The sequence below is a fragment of the Streptomyces telluris genome, assembly GCF_024519335.1.
Taxonomy (GTDB): Bacteria; Actinomycetota; Actinomycetes; order Streptomycetales; family Streptomycetaceae; genus Streptomyces; species Streptomyces telluris.
In genome coordinates this window covers 272,864-291,841 of the sequence record NZ_JANIID010000004.1, presented here as the reverse complement: position 1 = coordinate 291,841, position 18,978 = coordinate 272,864, and the positions used below count along the sequence as shown (strand labels likewise).

At 75.2% G+C, this 18,978-nt stretch carries 13 protein-coding genes and 1 pseudogene; 3 read left to right on the top strand and 11 right to left on the bottom strand.

What is annotated here, in order from left to right; all coding sequences use genetic code 11:
* Positions 1-45 precede the first annotated feature (45 nt).
* Together NQU55_RS07380 and NQU55_RS07375 are read left to right on the top strand one after the other, a co-directional pair.
* Entirely contained in the window at positions 46-2,373 is a 2,328-nt protein-coding gene (locus NQU55_RS07380; protein ID WP_168093175.1) for a GH92 family glycosyl hydrolase, read from the top strand.
* A 99-nt stretch (positions 2,374-2,472) separates the two neighbouring features.
* Entirely contained in the window at positions 2,473-3,915 is a 1,443-nt protein-coding gene (locus tag NQU55_RS07375) for an amino acid permease (RefSeq protein WP_168093176.1), read from the top strand.
* Between the two features lie 10 nt (positions 3,916-3,925).
* Here NQU55_RS07375 and NQU55_RS07370 read toward each other — a convergent pair whose 3' ends face one another.
* From NQU55_RS07370 to NQU55_RS07360, 3 genes are all read right to left on the bottom strand, one after another.
* Entirely contained in the window at positions 3,926-4,789 is an 864-nt protein-coding gene (locus tag NQU55_RS07370; protein WP_168093177.1) for an Fpg/Nei family DNA glycosylase, read from the bottom strand.
* Positions 4,790-5,002: 213 nt separating this feature from the next.
* On the bottom strand, positions 5,003-6,160 hold the full coding sequence (locus NQU55_RS07365; RefSeq protein ID WP_168093178.1) for an FAD-dependent monooxygenase: 1,158 nt from the start codon (positions 6,158-6,160) through the stop codon (positions 5,003-5,005).
* 274 nt (positions 6,161-6,434) lie between these two features.
* Positions 6,435-8,864 carry an excinuclease ABC subunit UvrA gene (locus NQU55_RS07360; protein WP_168093179.1) on the bottom strand — a complete coding sequence of 810 codons (2,430 nt, stop codon included), beginning with the start codon at positions 8,862-8,864 and terminating at the stop codon, positions 6,435-6,437.
* 174 nt (positions 8,865-9,038) lie between these two features.
* On the opposite strand from NQU55_RS07360, the gene NQU55_RS07355 reads away from it, so the two are divergent.
* On the top strand, positions 9,039-9,227 hold the full coding sequence (locus NQU55_RS07355) for a hypothetical protein (RefSeq protein ID WP_168093180.1): 189 nt from the start codon (positions 9,039-9,041) through the stop codon (positions 9,225-9,227).
* 13 nt (positions 9,228-9,240) lie between these two features.
* Here NQU55_RS07355 and NQU55_RS07350 read toward each other — a convergent pair whose 3' ends face one another.
* From NQU55_RS07350 to NQU55_RS07315, 8 genes and pseudogenes are all read right to left on the bottom strand, one after another.
* Positions 9,241-10,761, bottom strand: coding sequence for an ABC transporter ATP-binding protein (locus NQU55_RS07350; protein ID WP_256790079.1), 1,521 nt, complete (start codon positions 10,759-10,761; stop codon positions 9,241-9,243).
* Entirely contained in the window at positions 10,758-11,591 is an 834-nt protein-coding gene (locus NQU55_RS07345) for an ABC transporter permease subunit (protein WP_308402206.1), read from the bottom strand. Before NQU55_RS07345 ends, NQU55_RS07350 begins: the two co-directional genes overlap by 4 nt.
* Entirely contained in the window at positions 11,588-12,532 is a 945-nt protein-coding gene (locus NQU55_RS07340; RefSeq protein ID WP_372504647.1) for an ABC transporter permease, read from the bottom strand. Before NQU55_RS07340 ends, NQU55_RS07345 begins: the two co-directional genes overlap by 4 nt.
* On the bottom strand, positions 12,529-14,088 hold the full coding sequence (locus tag NQU55_RS07335; RefSeq protein ID WP_168094402.1) for an ABC transporter substrate-binding protein: 1,560 nt from the start codon (positions 14,086-14,088) through the stop codon (positions 12,529-12,531). The genes NQU55_RS07340 and NQU55_RS07335 overlap by 4 nt, the downstream gene beginning before the upstream one ends.
* Before the next feature lie 83 nt (positions 14,089-14,171).
* Complete coding sequence (locus tag NQU55_RS07330; protein ID WP_168094403.1) at positions 14,172-14,951, bottom strand: class I SAM-dependent methyltransferase; 780 nt, start codon at positions 14,949-14,951, stop codon at positions 14,172-14,174.
* A 17-nt stretch (positions 14,952-14,968) separates the two neighbouring features.
* Positions 14,969-16,201 (bottom strand): MFS transporter, encoded by a 1,233-nt coding sequence (locus NQU55_RS07325; RefSeq protein WP_168094404.1) that lies wholly within the window; start codon positions 16,199-16,201, stop codon positions 14,969-14,971.
* Complete coding sequence (locus tag NQU55_RS07320) at positions 16,198-17,307, bottom strand: enolase C-terminal domain-like protein (protein WP_168094405.1); 1,110 nt, start codon at positions 17,305-17,307, stop codon at positions 16,198-16,200. The genes NQU55_RS07325 and NQU55_RS07320 overlap by 4 nt, the downstream gene beginning before the upstream one ends.
* 425 nt (positions 17,308-17,732) lie before the next feature.
* A pseudogene (locus NQU55_RS07315) lies at positions 17,733-18,794 on the bottom strand (PLP-dependent cysteine synthase family protein); the annotation flags it as partial.
* Positions 18,795-18,978: the final 184 nt, after the last annotated feature.

Genomic DNA, 18,978 nt, shown 5'->3' with positions numbered 1-18,978 from the left:
AACGATGTCGGCATCCTACGTGGCGTCACCCGAGGGGCGTGGACGATGAGATGGACCGGACACCTGCGCTCGCGCACCTGCGCGGCCGCACTCGCACTCGCGGCGGTACTGGGCGGGGTCTCGCTCACCACCCCGCGGCCGGCCGCCGCGGCCGACGGCCTGACCGGCCTGGTCAACACCTTCATCGGCTCCCAGAACGAGGGCAACACCTTCCCCGGAGCGGCCGTGCCGTTCGGCATGGTGCAGCTCTCCCCCGACACCGGCCACAGCACGGGCTACGACTACAAGCACGACCACATCCGCGGCTTCAGCACCGTGCACCTGTCGGGGGTGGGCTGCCGCCTCGGCGGCGACCTGCCCGTGCTGCCCACCACGGGTGACGTCACCCGCACCGACAACGCCCGCTACGCCGCCGCCTTCAGCCACCGCGACGAGACCGCCCGCCCCGGCTACTACCGGGTCGGGATGTCCTCCTACGGCGGCATCACCGCCGAGCTGACCGCGGGCCGCCGCACCGGCCACCAGCGCTACACCTTCCCGGCCACCGGCAAGGCCAACGTGCTGCTCAACACCGGCCAGTCGCTGCACCGCACGGTCTCCACCACCGTCGAGGTCCTCGACTCCCGCACCGTCCGCTCGGCCGTCACCGGCCGCGGCTTCTGCCAGGACACGCGCCCGTACACGGTGTACACGATCACCCGCTTCGACCGGCCCTTCACCGCCTTCGGCACCTGGAACGGCGACAAGGTCACCGAAGGCACCCGCAGCTCCACCTCCGCCGGCCGCAACGGCGCCTGGGTGCGCTTCGACACCACCCGCGACCGCACGGTGGAGGCCACCACCGCCATCAGCTACGTCGACGCCGCCGGCGCCGCCGGCAACCTGCGCGCGGAGGACGACGGCTTCGACCGCGCGGCCCGGGCCGCCCGCGAGGCGTGGGAGCGGCGCCTGGACGACATTCGCGTCCAGGGCGGCGCGGCGGCGCTGCGCCGCACCTTCTACTCCTCGCTCTACCGCGCCTTCCTCGCCCCCACCATCGGCAGCGACGCCGACGGCCGCTACACCGGCTGGGACGGCAGGATCCACCGCGCCCGCGGCTTCACCTACTACCAGAACTGGTCCCTGTGGGACACCTACCGCACCCAGGCGCAGCTGCTCGCGCTGCTGGCGCCGGACGAGTCGCGGGACATGGCGCTGTCGGTGCTGCAGGTCGAGGCGGACGGCGGCTGGCTGCCCAAGTGGGGCTACGGCACGGTCGAGACGAACATCATGACCGGTGACCCGGTCACCCCCTTCCTCACCAACGCCTATCAGCACGGGCTGCTCAGGGGCCACGAGGAGGAGGCCTACCGGGTGCTGAAGAGGAACGCCGACGGGGTGCCGCCCAAGGACTCCCCGTACGTGGGCCGGGACGGCAACGACCGCTACATCCGCGACGGTTACGTGCCCTGCGTGCCCGGCAAGCCCAAGGAGAAGCCCGGCGACTCCGACGTCCACCAGGGCGGCTCGGCGACGCTGGAGTACGCGCTGGCCGACGGGATGCTCGCGAAGATGGCCCGCTCCCTGGGCCACCACGCGGACGCCGACCGCTACGCGGCCCGCTCCCGGAACTACCGCAACGTCCACGACCCCGCCACGGGCTTCTTCCGGGCCCGGGGCGCCGACGGCGCCTTCATGGGACCGGCCGACCCGGCGAAGAGCGTCTGCTTCCACGAGGGCACCGCGTGGCAGTACCAGTGGCTGGTGCCGCAGGACCTGCCGGGGATGATCGGCCTGATCGGCGGCAAGGCGGCGGCGAACTCCCGGCTCGACTCCTTCTTCGCCTACGACCGGCTGCTGAAGGACCCCGCGCGCACGGCCCGCGAGGTGTGGGTCCACGGCCCGTACGACTACTACAACGCCGACAAGTACAACCCGCAGAACGAGCCCGACCTCATCGCCCCGTACACGTACCTGTCCACCGGCCAGCCCTGGAAGACGACGGACGTGGTGCACGCCGCGCTCACCCTCTTCACGGACGCGCCGACGGGGATGACCGGCAACGACGACCTGGGCACGATGTCGGCCTGGATGGTGCTCTCCGCCATCGGCGTCTTCCCCGTCCAGCCGGGCGCGGACGTGTGGGGGCTCAGCACCCCGGTGTTCGACCGGGTGGACCTGAACCTCGGCGGGGAGCGGTTCACCGTGACCGCCCCGGGGACCTCCGACCGGGAGCGCTACGTGCAGTCGGTGCGCCTCGACGGCGACCACTACGGGCGCACGTACCTGACGTCGCGGCAGATCACCGGGGGCGGGAAGCTGGACTTCACGGTCGGCTCGTCCCCCTCGGGCTGGGGCACCGAGGCCCGGGCTGTGGCGCCCGCCATCGGCTGAACCCCACCCGCCGGCGCGGGGCGGCGCCTTCCGTCGCCGTCCCCGCCGGGCCATGATGTCGGCGATGATCCGCCGTCAGCGCCGACGAGAGGACACGACATGGCCGGGCTCCGGAGGGGACACGGCGTGCTGCGCCGCAAACCGATCGAGACGATCGAGGAGGCGGAGGAGACGGAGGCGCACGGCGAACACCTGACCAGGACCCTGGGGCTGTGGCAGCTCACGGCGATCGGCGTCGGCGGCATCATCGGCGCGGGCATCTTCAGCCTCGCGGGCACCATCGCCAACGGCGTCGCCGGGCCGGCCGTGCTCGTCTCCTTCCTCATCGCGGGCGTGGCGAGCGCGGCCGCGGCCTTCTCGTACGCCGAGTTCGCGGGCCTGATCCCGCGGGCCGGCTCCGCCTACACCTACGGATACGCGGTGCTCGGCGAGATCGGCGGCTGGTTCATCGGCTGGGACCTGCTGCTGGAGTACACGGCGATCGTCGCGGTGGTCGCCATCGGCATCTCCGGCTACATCAACTTCCTGCTCGGGGAGATGAACGCCGAGCTGCCCGCCTGGATGCTGGGCGCGCCCGGGACGGGCGAGGGGCACCGGGTGGACCTGTTCGCCGCGGTGCTGTGCCTGCTGATCGCCTGGCTGCTGACCATGGGCATCAAGAACGCGGCCCGGTTCGAGACCGTGGTCGTCGGCCTGAAGATCCTGGTCGTGCTGCTGGTGGTCGTCGTGGGCTTCTTCCACGTCAAGAGCAGCAACTACACGCCCTTCTTCCCGTTCGGGGTCAGCGGGGCCTTCACCGGCGCGGCCACGGTCTTCTTCGCCGTCTTCGGCTACGACGCGATGTCCACGGCGGCCGAGGAGTCCAAGGACGCCCAGCGGCACATGCCGAAGGCGATCCTGTACTCGCTGGCGATCTCGATGGTGCTGTACGTGCTGGCCTGCCTGGTCCTCACCGGCATGCAGCACTACGAGGACATCGACAAGGCCAGCGGCTTCTCCACCGCCTTCAAGTCCGTCGGGCTCGAAGGCCTCGCGGACGTCATCGCGGTCGGCGCGATCATCGGCATCCTCACCGTCATGTTCACCTTCATGCTCGGCGTGACCCGGGTGTGGTTCGCGATGAGCCGCGACGGGCTGCTGCCGAAGTGGTTCTCCAAGACGCACCCGACCCGGCACGTGCCGACGCGCGTGACCTGGATCGTGGGCGTGGTGTCGGCGGCCATCGCGGGCCTGATGCCCATCGGCGAGGCCGCGGAGCTGACGAACATCGGCATCCTGCTGGCCTTCGCGGTCGTGTGCGCGGCCGTGATCGTGCTCCGCTACAAGCAGCCGGAGCTGCCGCGCTCGTTCCGCTGCCCCTGGGTGCCCGTGGTGCCCGGGATCGGGGTCGCCGCGTCGATCTGGCTGATCACCTACCTGGCGTGGCAGACGTGGCTGCGGTTCGCGGTGTGGTTCGCGATCGGGCTGGTGGTCTACTTCGCCTACTCCTACAAGCACTCGGAGCTCGCCCACGCCGACGCCAGGGGAATCCCGCGGGACTGAAGCGCCCGCCTCACTTCAGCAGGCGGGACAGCCTGCGGTCGGCCAGCGGCTTGCCGCCCGTCTGGCAGGTGGGGCAGTACTGCAGCGAGGAGTCGCTGAAGGACACCTCGCGGACGGTGTCGCCGCACACGGGGCACGGCTGCCCGGTGCGGCCGTGCACGCGCAGGCCGCTCTTCTTCTCCGCCTTCAGCTCGTCCGCGGCGTGGCCGCGCGCCCGCTCGACGGCCTCGTGCAGCACCGTGCGCAAGGCCCCGTACAGGGCGGCGGTCTCGTCCTCCGTCAGGCTCGCCGCGAGCTTGAACGGGGACATGCGCGCCGCGTGCAGGATCTCGTCCGAGTAGGCGTTGCCGATCCCCGCGACGACGCTCTGGTCGCGCAGGACGCCCTTGAGCTGCCGGCGCTCGTCGCGCAGCAGTCCGGCGAAGGCGTCGAGGGTGAAGTCCGGGGCGAGGGGGTCGGGGCCGAGCCGGGCGACGCCGGGCACCTCGGAGACGTCCCGCACGCAGTAGGCGGCCAGCCGCTTCTGGGTGCCCGCCTCGGTGACGTCGAAGCCCCCGCCGCCCGTCAGCCGTACGCGCAGCGCCAGCGGGCCCTTGCCGGGGCGGGGCGGCGCCTCCGGCAGGCTCTCCTGCCAGCGCAGCCAGCCGGCGCGGGCCAGGTGCAGGACAAGGTGCGGGCCGTCACCGGTGGCGAGGCCGAGGAACTTGCCGTACCGGCGCACGCCGCTGACCTCCCGCCCCTCCAGGGCGGTGAGCGGCGGATCGTAGGTCTTGAGCACACTCACGGCCACGGGCAGCACGCGCTCGACCGTACGCCCCACGAGACGCCCGGCAAGAAACCCGACGAGAGCCTCGACCTCCGGCAACTCCGGCATGGCTCCAGTCTGCCGCAGCGGGGGGAGGCGGCAAGCCGGGCGCGGGCCGGCACCGTTCTTCCGCCGCAGCGGCGATCGACCACGACGGCGGAGTCCGGCGGTGCCGACGCCACCGCGGGCCTTCCTTCCGCCGCGACGCGGCGATCGGCCGGTACGGCGTGCCCCGGCGGCGGTGCGGCCCCCACCCCGGTCGTTCTCCGGCGGACGGCGGCGTCAGCCGACGGGCGCGTCCCAGTCGACGCGGTAGGACGTCAGCCAGTCGTCGGCGCCGCCGGCGTCCGCCGGAGTCCGCGGCTGCTCGGGCGGGCCGGCGATGCGGCTCGCCATGCCGGCGCTGAGGGCCACCACGCGCTCCACCCGCTCGCGCCGCAGCCGCTCGTACGCGGCGAAGGCCTGCCGCGGGCCGGGCAGGTCGCGCAGGCAGCGGGCGAGGGTGACGCTGTCCTCGATGGCCATCGAGGCGCCCTGGGCGGCGTTGGGCGCGGTGGCGTGGACGGCGTCGCCGACGAGGACGGCGCGGTCGCCGTGCCAGACGGGGAGGGTGGGGATGTCATAGGCGTTCACGCCGACGACGGCGTCGCCGGTGGCGGCGACGAGGCCGGTCACGGGGGTGCGGTCGCCGGCGAAGGCGTCCAGGACGCGCTGCCGCCACCCGGCGGGGGTGATCGCGGCCAGCGCGGGCCGCGCCTGCTCGGGCGCGGGGATGTTGGCGAACCAGTACGTGGTGCCGTCCGGTGCGCTGGTGCAGCCGAAGAAGGCGCGCTGTCCGTAGACCATCCGGTAGGTGCGGGCGGGGACGGCGTGCCCGGCGTCCTGCGTGCGGCCGCAGATCGTGAGCTGGCCGGTGTGGCGGGGCGGGGGCGCCGCGGGGTCGAGGAGGGTGCGGGTGCGGGAGTGGATGCCGTCGGCGCCGATGAGGACGTCGCCCTCGGCGCGGGTCCCGTCGGCGAAGTACGCGACGACGCCGTCGGGGCCGGTGATGGCGTCCACGAGACGCTTGCCGTACACGACGCGCACGCCGCGGCACACGGCTTCGTCGCGCAGCGCCCGGTAGAGCGCGGCACGCTGCAGGGTGCGCGGGCTCAGGCCGTCGTCCCCGGCGCCGGTGAGGGGCCGGGCGCCGAGCCGGTCCCCCGTGGGGCCGAGGAACTCGACGGTGTCGGCGGGGAAGGAGCAGTCGAGCACGGGCCCGTCGGCGCCGACGGCGCGCAGCGCCGCGAGGCCGTTGGCGAAGAGGACGAGGAACGCCCCGAGGTGGTCCGCGCCGGTCGGATGGGCTTCGTGGACGGTCGCTTCGATGCCGGCGCGCCGCAGCGCCATCGCGGTGACGGGCCCGGCGATGCCGCCGCCGATGACCAGGGCGTGGGTCATGCTCCGAGCGTAGCCGGGGAGGGGGGCGGTGCGTCCAGAGCGCGTCGGGTCCTACGCCCGGCCCGGGGCCTCGGTTTGAGGCGCCGCGGGGATCGGCGGCGGTCCGCAGGATGCGGGGCGTAGGCCTGCCGCGGTCACTCCGCCGGAGACGCAGGCTGCTCTCCGCACGGCACGGAGGCCGGCCTGCGCTTCCGGTCAGGCCTCCGCTTGAGGCGCCGCGGGGATCGGCGGCGTCCCGCGGGATGCGGGTCCGGACGCGGTCGCCCGCGCGGGATCATCTCCGCGGCCCGGAGGCCGGCCCGTGCCCCCCGGCCAAGGCCTCCGCCAGATAGCGTGCCGTCACGCTTCCTGCGGCCCCGGCCACTTCCCGTGGCGTCCCGGCCGCCACCACGCGCCCGCCCGCGGCGCCGCCGCCGGGCCCGAGGTCGAGGACGTGGTCCGCGCCCGCGGCGACCGTCATGTCGTGCTCGACCACGACGACCGTGTTGCCGGCGTCGACGAGGCCGTGCAGCTGGCGCATGAGGAGTTCGGTGTCGGCGGGGTGCAGGCCGGTGGTCGGCTCGTCCAGGACGTAGAGGGTGTGGCCGCGGTGGGTGCGCTGGAGTTCGGTGGCGAGCTTGATGCGCTGGGCCTCGCCGCCGGAGAGCTCGGTGGCGGGCTGTCCGAGGCGCAGGTAGCCCAGGCCGACGTCCTGGAGCGTGCGCAGGCCGCGCCGGGCGGCGGGCACGTCGGCGAGGAAGTCCGCGGCGGCGTCGACGGTCATGCCGAGGACCTCGGCGATGTGCGCGCCCCGGTAGGTGATCTCCAGCGTCTCGGGGTTGTAGCGCGCTCCCCCGCAGGCGGTGCACGGGGCGTACGAGCCGGGCAGGAAGAGCAGTTCGACGGCGACGAAGCCCTCGCCCTGGCAGGTCTCGCAGCGTCCGGCGGGGACGTTGAAGGAGAACCGGCCCGCGGTGTAGCCGCGTTCGCGGGCGCCGTCCGTCGCGGCGAAGACCTTGCGCACGGCGTCGAAGAGGCCCGTGTACGTGGCGAGGTTGGAGCGCGGGGTGCGGCCGATGGGCTTCTGGTCGACGCGCACGAGGCGGTCGACGGCGGCCAGGCCTTCGGCGGTGAACGCGCTGCCGTGGCCTTCGAGGGGCCGTCCTTCCAGCCGGGCGGCGACGGTGTCGGCGAGGACCTGCCCGACCAGTGTGGACTTGCCGGAGCCGGAGACTCCCGTGACGGCGGTGAACACGCCGAGCGGGAACTCGGCGTCGAGCCCGCTCAGGTTGTGCCGGGTGACGCCGCGCAGCCGCAGCGCGCCGGAGGGCTCGCGGGGCGTGCGGGGCGCGGGGGTCCCCTCCGCGAACACGAAGCGGCGGGTCGCGGATCCGGCCACGCCGGACAGGCCCGCCACCGGGCCGCTGTAGAGGATCTCCCCGCCGTGCTCCCCGGCCCCCGGGCCGACTTCCACGATCCAGTCGGCGCGGCGCACCACGTCCATGTGGTGCTCGACGACGAACAGCGAGTTGCCCGCGGCCTTGAGCCGGTCGAGGACGGTCAGCAGGGCGGCGCTGTCGGCGGGGTGCAGGCCGGCGGAGGGCTCGTCCAGCACGTACACCACGCCGAAGAGGCCCGAGCGCAGCTGGGTGGCGAGCCGCAGCCGCTGCAGCTCGCCGGCGGACAGGGTGGGGGTGGGCCGGTCCATGGCGAGGTAGCCGAGGCCGAGTTCGGTGAGGACCTCGATGCGGGCGACGAGGTCCTGCGCGAGGGTCGCGGCGACGCCGTCGCCGGCGCGGGCGGGGCGGAGCGTCGCGGCGAGGTCGGACAGCGGCAGCGCGGCGAGCGCGGCGATGTCCTGCCCGGCGAAGGTGACGGCCAGCGCCTCCGGGCGCAGCCGCCTGCCCGCGCAGACGGGGCAGGCGGCGCTGACCAGGTGCCGCTCGGCGCGGGCGCGCAGCGCGGCGCTCTTGGAGTCGGCGACGGTGTGCAGGACGTAGCGGCGGGCGCTCATGTAGGTGCCCTGATAGGGGCGCTGGATGCGTTCGGCGTCCCGGACGGGGTGGACGGTGACGACGGGCTGCTCGTCGGTGAACAGGATCCAGTCCCGGTCCTCCTGCGGGAGCTCGCCCCAGGGCCGGTCGACGTCGTAGCCGAGCGCGTCGAGGATGTCCCGCAGGTTCTTGCCCTGCCAGGCGCCCGGCCAGGCGGCGATCGCCCCCTCCCGGATCGACAGGGCCGGGTCGGGGACGAGCGACTCCTCGGTGACCCGGTGCACCCGCCCCAGGCCGTGGCACTCCGGGCAGGCGCCCGCTGCCGTGTTGGGCGAGAAGGCGTCGGAGTCGAGCCGCCCGGCGCCTTCGGGGTAGTCGCCGGCGCGGGAGAACAGCATGCGCAGGGAGTTCGACAGCGTGGTGACCGTGCCGACGGACGAGCGGGAGGTGGGGGCGGAGCGGCGCTGCTCCAGCGCGACGGCGGGCGGCAGCCCGGTGATCTCCTCGACCCTGGGCGCACCGACCTGGTGGATCAGCCTGCGGGCGTACGGGGCGACGGACTCGAAGTAGCGGCGCTGGGCCTCGGCGTAGACGGTGCCGAAGGCGAGGGAGGACTTCCCGGAGCCGGAGACGCCCGCGAAGACTACGAGGGCGTCGCGCGGGACGTCCACGTCGACGGCTTTGAGGTTGTGCTCGCGGGCACCGCGGACGCGGACGTAGGGGTCGTGCATGTGCGCGATTCTATTTGCCCGGTCCGTCCCGGCCCGGTGCCCCGCCGCCGCGCCCCGAACACGGTGGCGGGGTATCGATTCGGCCCCTCACGGACGGGTGACAGCGCACATGCCGCGACGCACCGCTGGGCAGGGTGTGCCCAGTGTCAACTCCAGCCCGTCGAAAGGCCTTTCATGCGCCGCATCGCCGCCGTAGTCCTCGGAGCCGCCTGCCTCCTCGGGGTGAGCACGACCACCGCCACAGCCGCGCCCGACCCTGTGGCCACGGTCAGCTGCGCCGCCGACGACCTCACGAGCCTCGTCGACCCGTCCTCCCCCGGGATCCCGGCCGAGGTCCCGCTCGTCCACTGCCTCGCCCCCTGACCCGCGCCGGTCCTCAGGAGCTCGGAGGCCGGACGGCCCGCTCGCGCACCCGTCCCGCCTCCACCACGACGGTCCGCCCCGCGACGGCGGCCGTCGCGGTGTCGTGGGTGATGAGCACCAGCCCCGGCCCGTCCGGCTCGCCCGCCAGCGCGGTCAGCAGGTCCAGGATCCCCCGCCGGGTGACCGCGTCCAGCCCGGACGTGACCTCGTCGCAGATCAGGACCCGGGGCCGGGCCAGCAGGGCCCGGGCCAGGGCCGCCCGCTGGAGCTCGCCGCCGGAGAGCTCGCCGGGCCGCCGCCCCGCGTGGTCCGCGCCGAGCCCCATGCGCGCGAGCAGCGCCCGGGCCTCCTCCTCGGCCGCGGCCCGGCCGAGGCCGCGCAGCCGCACCGCCGTACGGGCGACCTGGCCGAGCACGGCCCGGTGCTCGTCGAAGGCGGCCCGCGCGTCCTGGAACACGTACTGCACGGCTGCCAGCTCCGCCCTGCCGCGGCGCCTGAGGCTGCGCGGCAGCGGAGCCCCGTCGAGGGTGACGACGCCGTCGTGGGCGGGGTGCAGTCCGGCCAGGCAGCGGCCGAGCGTGGTCTTGCCGCTGCCGGACGGCCCGACGACCGCGACGCACTCGCCGGCGTGCACCGAGAAGGAGACGTCGCGCAGGACGCCGGGAGCGCCGGGAGCACCGGGGTGGCGGGCGGTCAGGGAGCGGGCTTCGAGGACGGGGGGCCGGTCCGGCGCCCCGGCGCCGGCCACTGCCGGAACTTCCTCCTCGTCCCCTTGCAGCAGTTCCCGCGTCCACGCGTGCCGCCGCGCCCCGGCCCAGATCTCCTCCGGCGTGCCCTGGTCCACCACCTTTCCGTCGCGCATCACCAGGACCTCGTCCGCCAGGGCGCGTACCACGTCCAGGTCGTGGCTGAGGAGGACCACGGCGATGCCCCGGCGGGCCACCGCCGCGAGCTGCGCGGCCACGCGCTCCTTCGTACGGGGGTCCTGGCCGGTCGTCGGCTCGTCGGCCACCACGACACGCGCGCCGAGCAGCAGTGCCTGGGCGAGGACGACGCGCTGCTGCTGCCCGCCCGACAGCTGGTGCGGGTAGCGGGCGAGCACCTCGTCCGCATCGGGCAGTTGCGCGTCCCGCAGGGCGTCCCGGACCCGCGCGCGGGCCGCCTCGCGCCGTGCCCCGCGGGGCAGTCCGCGGACCTGGCGGCGGGCGATGTCGTACAGCAGGGCGCTCACCCGCCGGGCGGGGTTGAGGACGGACGCGGGGTGCTGCGGCACGTACCCGGTGAGCCCCTGCGCCCCGCGCACCTCGCCCGTGACGCGCGCGCCCGGCGGGTACTCGCCCAGCAGCGCGAGGCCCGTCGTCGTCTTCCCGCTGCCGGACGCGCCGACGAGGGCGGTGACGCGCCCGGGCCGGGCCGTCAGGCTCACGCCGTCGACGATCGCCCGCCCGCCGGGCACCACCACGCGCAGCCCGCGGACCCCGGCCACGGCGTCCTCCGGACCCGCCGGCGTCTCCGGAGCATCCGGACCGTTCACAGTCGCCTTCCTTCCTTGCGCGCGGGTGTCCTGCGCACCGCGTCGAACAGCAGGTTCGTGCCGACGGACAGGGCCACGACCAGCACGGCGGGCACGACGACGGCCCACGGCTGGACGAACAGCCCGGTGCGGTTGCGGTCCACCATCACGGCCCAGTCGGGGGCGTCCGGCCCGGCGCCCACGCCGAGGAAGGCCGCCGTGGCCACGAGGTAGAGCACACCGGTCAGCCGGACGCCCGCGTCGGCGGCGAGGGTCCCGGCCGTCGAGCGCCCCACGTACCCGGCCGCGATCCGCCACCACGACTCGCCCTGCATGCGCAGGGCCTCCACCGCGGGCCGGGACGCCACCTCGGCGGCGCGCGCCCGGACGATCCGCGCCGCGTCGGGGATGTTGACGAGGGCCGCCAGCAGCGCGAGCCCGGCGGGGCCCGGCGGGCGGACCGAGGCCACCAGCAGGACGAGGAGGAGGGAGGGCACGGCCAGCAGGACGTCCAGGGGGCGCAGCAGCACGTCCTCCAGCCACGCCCGCCGGGTGAGCGCCGCGGCCAGGCCGAGGGGCACGGCCACGGCGTAGGCCAGGGCGGTGGCGGCGAGGGTCACCAGGACCGCCGAGCGGCCGCCGAGGAGGACCTGGCGCCACACGTCCCGGCCGGCGAAGTCCGTGCCGAGCCAGTGCCCTTCGCCGAGCGTGAACGACGTGCCGCGCGGGCCCGGCTCCCCCGCCCACCACGGGCCGAGCAGGGCGAGGAGCAGCGGCAGCCCGGCGACGGCCGCGCCGAGCGCGAAGCGCCCTGCCCGCATCTGCTCGCCCTTCGCGGGCCCGCCGCTCATGCCGCCGCTCCCGCGCGCGGCGCGAAGCGGTGGGCGACCAGGTCCGCGGCCAGGTTGAGGACGACGGCGACCAGACCGAAGACCACGGCCAGGCCCTGCACCACGGGGACGTCGCGGGCGGCCACCGCGTCCATCAGGACGGTGCCGAGGCCGGGGATCACGAACAGGGCCTCGACAACGATCACCCCGCACAGCAGCCAGTCGACGGTGCGGGCGAGCTGCTGGGCGGCGGGGGCGACCGCGTTGGGCAGGGCGTGCGCGTAGCGGACGCGGGCGCCGGACAGGCCGTAGCGGCGGGCCTGCGCCGCGTACGGGGAGGCCAGCGCCTCGACCATGCCGGCCCGCACCAGCCGGCTGATCGAGCACACAGGACGGGACAGCAGCACCAGGACGGGCAGGACGAGCGCCTCCGGGTGGGCGAGCAGGTCGGTGCCGTAGCCGACCGCGGTCGGGGGCAGCCAGCCCAGGCGCAGGGCCAGGACGGTCACCAGCAGCACCCCGAGGGCGAACTCGGGCACCGCGTACACGGCGAGCGTCACCGAGGAGACCACCCGGTCGACGGGGCCGCCCTCGCGGCGGGCCGCCAGCACGCCGAGGCCGACGCCCGCCGGGACCAGGAGGGCGAGGGTGAGCGCGGCCAGGAGCAGGGTCGGACCGAACCCCTCGGCGAGCGCCGCCGCCACCGGGCGGCCCGAGGCGAGCGACATCCCCAGGTCGCCGTGGAACAGGCCCGCGGCCCACTCCCCCAGCCGCTCGTGCGCGGGCCGGTCCAGGTGGAGGGCCTCGCGGATCGCGGCGATGCGGGCCGGGTCCGGATCATCGCCCGCCAGGGCCACGGCCGCGTCGCCCGGCAGGGCCTCCGTGAGCGCGAAGACGAGCAGGACGACCGCGGCGGTCTGGGCGGCGCCGAGCAGGATCCGGCGGACGAGCCAGCGGCTCACGCCAGCCACACCTTGTCGAAGCGGGCCCAGTCCAGGGTGTTGGCCGGGGCGTCGCGGGCCACGCCGCGCACGCGGCGGGACGTGCCGACGATCCAGTCGGCGAAGCCCCACACGAGGAATCCGCCCTCGCTGTGCAGGACGCGCTGCATCCGCTCGTAGAGCCCCGCCCGCTCCTGCGCGTCCTTGGTCGACTGCAGGCGGCGGTAGAGCTCGTCGAAGTCCTTGCGGCGCCAGTGGGTGGCGTTGGTGGTGGAGTCGCTCAGCAGCCGCTGGGAGATGTGCGACTCGATGGGCATGGCGCCGGAGCGGTAGCTGGCGAAGGTGCCGTGGTCGAGGATGTCCTTCCAGTAGCTGTCCTTGTTGCCGACGCGCACCTCGACGGTGACGCCCGCCTTCGCGGCCTGGTCGCGGAAGATGCCGGCGGCCTCCGTGAAGCCCGCGGCGACCGGGGAGGTGTCCAGCGTGACCTTCAGGTCCTCGGCCCCGGCCTCCTTCAGCAGGCGCCGGGCCCGGTCGAGGTCCTGGCGGCGCTGCGGCAGGCCCGCCGCGTAGTGGGCGCAGCCCTTGCCGAAGAGGTCGTTGCCGGTCTCGCCCGCGCCGGACAGGGCGCCCTTGACGAGCTCGTCGCGGTCGGCGATGAGGAAGAACGCCTCCCGTACGCGCGGGTCGTCGAACGGGGGCCGGTCGGTCTTCATCACGAAGCCCTGCATCGCGCTGTTGCGCAGCCGCACGATGTCGATGCGGCCCTTGCCCTCGTGGGCGCGGGCCGTGGTGGGGGTGAGCTCGTGCGCGTAGTCGACCTGGCCGCCCAGCAGGGCGTTGACGCGCGCCGACTCCTCGTTCGCGACGACGAACTCCAGCTCGTCCAGGTGCGGGGCGCCGTCCCAGTAGGCGTCGTTGCGGCGGAACCGGGCGGATCGCCCCGGCGCGAACGACACGTGGCGGAAGGGGCCCGACCCCACGGGCTCGTCGAAGCGCTCGGCGCCCTTCGGCACGATGTACGCGCCGAACGCGGCCAGCACGTTGGGGAATTCGGCCGTCGGCCGCTTCAGGCGGAACTCGACGGTACGGGGTCCCGTGGCCCGGCTGGCCTCCAGGTCGATCGGTTCCAGGGACGCCCTGGCCCGGAAGGCCTTCTTCGGATCGGCGATCCGGCGGTAGCTGAAGAGGACGTCCTCGGCGGTGACGGGCCTGCCGTCGTGGAACACGGCCTCCCGCAGCGTGACCGACCACCGGTCGAGCCCGGCATTCGCCTCCCACCGCTCGGCCAGGCGGGGTCTGGCGGTCAGGTCGGGCCCGTAGTCGGCGAGCTTGTCGAACAGGGCCTTGGCCCGGGCCGCGTCGGCGAAGAGGTTCCCCAGATGCGGATCAAGCGTCTCGGCCGCCCCGCCCCCGGCGAACACGGCCCGCAACCGGCCGCCCTTGCGGGCGGCGGAGCCGGATCCAGTGCCGGTACCGGCGCTTGGGGCGCACCCGTTGAGGCCGATGCCGACGGCGGTAGCGGCAGTAGCAGCGAGAAACCCGCGCCGGCGGAGACCGGGGTGGGGGGTGTGCATGGAGGTTCCTCCTGGTTGGGGGTGGTATTGGGGGGGTGGGTGCCGACGCCGACACCCGGCCCCGGCCCGTAGCCGGCCAGGCGCTACCGCCGGCGGGCGATCACGTGCAGGCGGTCGCCGTCGGCACTGGGCGACGGCGGGTCACCCTCGCGCCAGGGAGGCTCCGTGCGGGGGCCCGGGCCGTCGTGGAGGGAGAGGGTGTCGAAGCCGTGCGCGGCCAGGGCGTAACGGAGTTCCTGGGGGAACAGCAGGCGCCATGCCGAGCGCTGTTCGAACGGCGCGGAGCCGTCCGCCGTCCAGACGCGGCGGCGCCGCAGCAGCTGCGCCGCGCGGTCGACGCTCAGCGTCGTCACGTGCGCGTACGTCCGCCCCTGCCAGGCGAACTCCCCGGACGAGGGCGCGTCCAGCAGCTCCGTGCGGCCCAGGAAGAACGCCCCGTTGCGCATCTCGGCGACGAGCAGACCTCCCGGCCGCAGCGCCCGCCGGCAGGAGCCGAGGAGGCCGTCGAGCTCCTCGTTGCTGTGGCAGTACAGGAGCGCGCTGTCCAGGCAGACGACCGCGTCGAAGACACCGTCGCCGAGGTCGAATCCGCGCAGGTCGGCGCGGAGGTACGCGGGGCCGGGGTGCCGGGCCCGGGCGTGGGAGAGCATGGCTTCGGACAGATCGGCGCCGGTGACCTCGCGCCCGGCCCCGTGGAGCCACGCCGCGTCCCGCCCCGTACCGCAGCCGAGGTCGAGGACGCGCGGCCCGGCGCCGTGGGCGGCGAGGGCGGCCTCGGCCCAGCGGGCGGCGAGGCGTTCGGGGTCGGGGAAGCGGGCTTCGTAGAGTTCGGGGTGGTCGGTCAGCAGGTTTCGGGTGTCCATCCTTGTTCCTCGCTCCTTCAGGCCGTCGCCGGAGCCGTCGCCGCCGGCAGTGCCCGCAGCCGGTGCAGCCACGCCACCCCGGCCGCGGAGGCGAGTCCGAGCGCCAGGCAGCACGCCCAGGGCAGCCACTGGGTTCCGTCGCGCCCCCCGGTGTCCATGGCCCAGCCGACGAGCGCGTTGCCGAGGGCGGCGGCGATACCGGAGACGGCGTAGAAGATGCCGAAGTACGTGCCGGTCAGCCCGGGCCGCCCGAAGCCGGGGATCATCTCCATGACGAACGGCTGGGCGACCATGACGCCGAGGTGGAGCAGCAGGGCTCCGCCGAGGACGGGCAGCAGCCCGAGCACGTTCCCTTCGGTGCCCGCCACCGCCATCGGGGGCAGGAAGGCGAGGCCCATCAGGGCGAGTCCGGCCGCGACCCACTTCCCGCGACTGCCGCGGCCCTTCAGGGCGCGTGTGATGCGCAGTTGCAGGCCCAGGTTGGCGAGGGTCCCGGCGAGGAAGACGAGCCCCGCGGCGCCGTCCCAGCCGGTGGCGCGGCGGGCTCCGTCGGGCAGGAGGAGGTAGAGCTGGTTCTCCATGGTGAACATGCCGACCATGGCGAGGGAGAACGCCAGGAAAGCCCGGTTGGCGAGGACTTCGCGCCAGTCGGCGAGCACCCCGCCGCCGCTGGGCGCGGCCGGCCGGGCGGGCAGGACGAGCGCCTGGGCGACGGTGAGCACGGCGAAGATCCCGGCGGCGGTGAGCGCGGAGGCCCGGAAGCCGACGAGGAGGAGCGCGCTGCCGAGCAGCGGTCCGATGAGCGCGCCGGTGGTCGCGAAGACGTTGAACAGGGCGAAGGCCTCCGCCTTCCGCTCCCCCGCCTCCTGGGCGAGGTACGTCCGCACGGCGGGGTTGAAGAGCGCGCCCGCGAGGCCGCTGAGGACGGACGCGGCGAGCAGCACGGCGAGGCCGTCGCCGAGGGCGAACAGGGCGAAGCCCGCCGTGCGCAGCGCGCACCCGGCGATGATCACGCCGCGCGCCCCGAGCCGGTCGGCGGCCGAGCCGCCGATGAGGAAGAGGCCCTGCTGGCTGAGGTTGCGGACGCCGAGGACGATGCCGATGACGGCGGCCGACATGCCGAGGTCCTGGCCGAGGTGGGTGGCGAGGTAGGGGATCAGCAGGTAGAAGCCGGTGTTGACGCCGAGCTGGTTGAGGAGGAGGAGGCGGATCGCGAGCGGGAAGCCGCGTATTTCGTGCCAGGTCTTCACGGTGCGGGGTCTCCTTGCGCGCGTTGCGCCTGTTTCGTCTGTTGCATCTGTTGCGGGTGTCGCCCGGCGGCACGGACGCCCAGGCCGGGGGCGTCCGGGGCCCGGACGGTCCCGTCGCGGCCGCCGATGCCGGTCCACGGGTCGTGGGCGAGCAGCAGGTGGCCGTCGAGGTCGGTCCAGCGGGCCCGGTCGGCGAGGTGCACGGCGGGCGCGATGCCGAGCGAACTGGCGGTCAGGCAGCCCAGCATGAGCTCCGTGCCGCTGCCGGCCAGGGCGTCGGCGATCCGCAGGGCGGCGTGGACGCCACCGCACTTGGCGAGCTTGACGTTGACGCCGTGGACACGGCCCGCGAGGCGGCGGGCGTCGTCGAGGCTCACCGCGTCCTCGTCGGCGATGACGGGCAGCGCAGACGTCTCGGCGAGCTTGGCGAGACCTTCGGGGTCGCCGGGAAGGGTGGGCTGTTCGACGGCCTCTACGCCGAGCTCGGCGAAGCGCGGCAGCAGTTTCCGGGCGCGGGCGACGGTCCAGGCCCCGTTGGGGTCCAGGAGCAGCCGGGCGTGCGGGGCGGCCTGCCGGACGGCCCGTACGCGCTCGAGGTCGTCGGCGGGGTCGGGCGACCCGCCCTTGATCTTGAGGACGGTGAACCCGGCGTCGGCGAGGCAGCGGGCCGTCAGGGCGGCCCGGACGGGCGAGGTGATGCCGATCGTGCGGGCGGTGTCGGCGGCGGGCGCGGCCGTGCTGCCGTTCCTCAGGAGGCGGTGCACGGGCAGGCCGGCGCGCTTGCCCGCGAGGTCGAGCAGGGCGGCTTCGACGGCGGCGGCCACGGCGGGTGGGGTGTCACGCGGCAGAAGCGTTTCTTCTCGTACGGCTTCCAGCGCGCTCTCCGGCGTCGCGAACCTGCCGAGCCCGACCGCCGCGTGGCACATCAGCCGCCGGATGGCACCGGCGTCCAGCCCGTAGTAGGCACTGGCCACGGCCTCGCCGAAGCCGCGGACTCCTCCGTGCTCGACGGTCAGCCAGACGGCGTCACGGGCGTCCATGACGCCCCGGGAGATCCGCAGGGGCTCGGCGAGACGGAGCCGGGCGGTGCGCAGGGTGGTCTTCACGGGGCGCCTCCGGTCGTACGGCAGTGAGGACGTCCGTCCGCCGCCCGGTTGCGCGCCGAGCGGCCGCCGGGGAGGTCATGACGGGCCGCGGGGGCGGCCGGTGCGGCGGCTGGAGCAGCGGCCGGTGCGAGGGCTCCCCCGGCGCCGGTGGACACGCTGTCGCGGCCGGGCCGGGCGCCGGCGTGTCCGCCGACGCCACCGCCGCCTCGGGCGGCGGGCGAACCGGCGACGGCAGAGCCCGTCGAGGACGCTGCCGCGACGCCTCGGGCTGCCGCGTTCCCGGGGCCGGCCGCGTCAGCGTCGGCCCCACCGGCCGCAGGCGTCGTCCCACCGTCGGCCGGGCCCGCCACGGGCGCGCCGGCGGCGCGAGCCGCCTCGGTGGCACCGAGCCACCCGCAGGGCGCCGCCCCTGCCCCGCCCGCGTCCCGCACCGGGTCCACCACCGTCGTGCACCGCGCCCAGCCCGTCGCCTCCGCGGCTCGCGGGTGCGGGATCTCCAGGGGGCGGCGGGCGGCCGCGTCGAGGTCCAGGCCGTGTGCGGCGGTGAAGTCGTCGTCGTAGAGCGTGCCGAGGTAGCGGTGGGGGCCGTCCGGGAAGACGGTGGCGACGACGGCACCGGGGTGGACGCGGGCGGCCCAGGCCGCGACGAGGGCGGCCGCGCCCGTGGACCAGCCGCCGCTGACGAACGCCTCGCGCGCCAGTCTCCGGCAGGCGTCCGCGGCCTCGGCGGGGCCGACCCAGTGGACCTCGTCGAAGGCGTCGTAGGCGACGTTGCGCGGGTGGATGCTGCTGCCGAGGCCGCGCATCAGGCGGGGCCGGGCCGGCTGGCCGAAGATCGTCGAGCCGGTCGCGTCGACGCCGACGACGCGCAGCCCGGGGAAGTGCCGGCGCAGGGGCCCGGCGATGCCGGCGCTGTGCCCGCCCGTACCGACGCTGCACACGAGGATGTCCAGGTGGTCCAGGCCGGAGGCCAGTTCCGCGGCGAGGGAGGCGTAACCGGCGACGTTGTCGGGGTTGTTGTACTGGTCGGGCCAGTACGCGCCGGGGTGCGCGGCGAGGAGCTGCCGCAGGCGGGCGAGGCGCGCGGCCTGCCAGCCGCCCTCGGCGGCCGGGCGGTCGACGATGTCGAGCCGGGCGCCGTGGGCGCGCAGGAGCCGCCGCATGGACGGTTCCAGTTCGGCGTCGCCGACGAGGACGACGGGGTGGCCGAGGGCCTGGCCCGCGAAGGCGAGGCCGATGCCGAGGGTGCCGGAGGTGGATTCGACGACGGGCGCGCCGGGCAGGAGCTCGCCGCGTTCCTCGGCGCCCCTGAGCATGGAGACGGCGGCGCGGGCCTTCATGCCGCCGGCGCCGAGCCCTTCGAGCTTGGCCCAGAACCCGGGGTGCGGGCCGGGCAGTCCGGCGTCGATGCGGGCGAGCGGGGTGCGGCCGAGGAGGGCGAGGAGCCCGCGGTTGGCGCGGGGCGCGGCCTGCAGGAGGGAGCTCACCGCGGGCCTCCGGAGGGGTGGAGAGAGCCTGTACCCGAGGAGGGGCGGAGGCGGCCCGGGCCTCCGGAGGCGGCGAGGGAGCCGGCGCCGCCGGAAGTCTCGCGGGCGCCGGAGCCGACGGAAGCGTCGAGCGCGCCGAGGCCGCCGGAAGCACGCAGGACGCCCGGCCCGCCCGAAGCGTGGC

Excerpts from the sequence above, each read along its gene's own strand:
- NQU55_RS07375 (WP_168093176.1), top strand. The coding sequence starts at position 2,473 with ATGGCCGGGCTCCGGAGGGGACACGGCGTGCTGCGCCGCAAACCGATC.
- NQU55_RS07345 (WP_308402206.1), bottom strand. The coding sequence starts at position 11,591 with ATGAGCGGCGGGCCCGCGAAGGGCGAGCAGATGCGGGCAGGGCGCTTC.
- NQU55_RS07355 (WP_168093180.1), top strand. The coding sequence starts at position 9,039 with ATGCGCCGCATCGCCGCCGTAGTCCTCGGAGCCGCCTGCCTCCTCGGG.
- NQU55_RS07365 (WP_168093178.1), bottom strand. The coding sequence starts at position 6,160 with ATGACCCACGCCCTGGTCATCGGCGGCGGCATCGCCGGGCCCGTCACC.
- NQU55_RS07335 (WP_168094402.1), bottom strand. The coding sequence starts at position 14,088 with ATGCACACCCCCCACCCCGGTCTCCGCCGGCGCGGGTTTCTCGCTGCT.
- NQU55_RS07360 (WP_168093179.1), bottom strand. The coding sequence starts at position 8,864 with ATGCACGACCCCTACGTCCGCGTCCGCGGTGCCCGCGAGCACAACCTC.
- NQU55_RS07370 (WP_168093177.1), bottom strand. The coding sequence starts at position 4,789 with ATGCCGGAGTTGCCGGAGGTCGAGGCTCTCGTCGGGTTTCTTGCCGGG.
- NQU55_RS07330 (WP_168094403.1), bottom strand. The coding sequence starts at position 14,951 with ATGGACACCCGAAACCTGCTGACCGACCACCCCGAACTCTACGAAGCC.
- NQU55_RS07380 (WP_168093175.1), top strand. The coding sequence starts at position 46 with ATGAGATGGACCGGACACCTGCGCTCGCGCACCTGCGCGGCCGCACTC.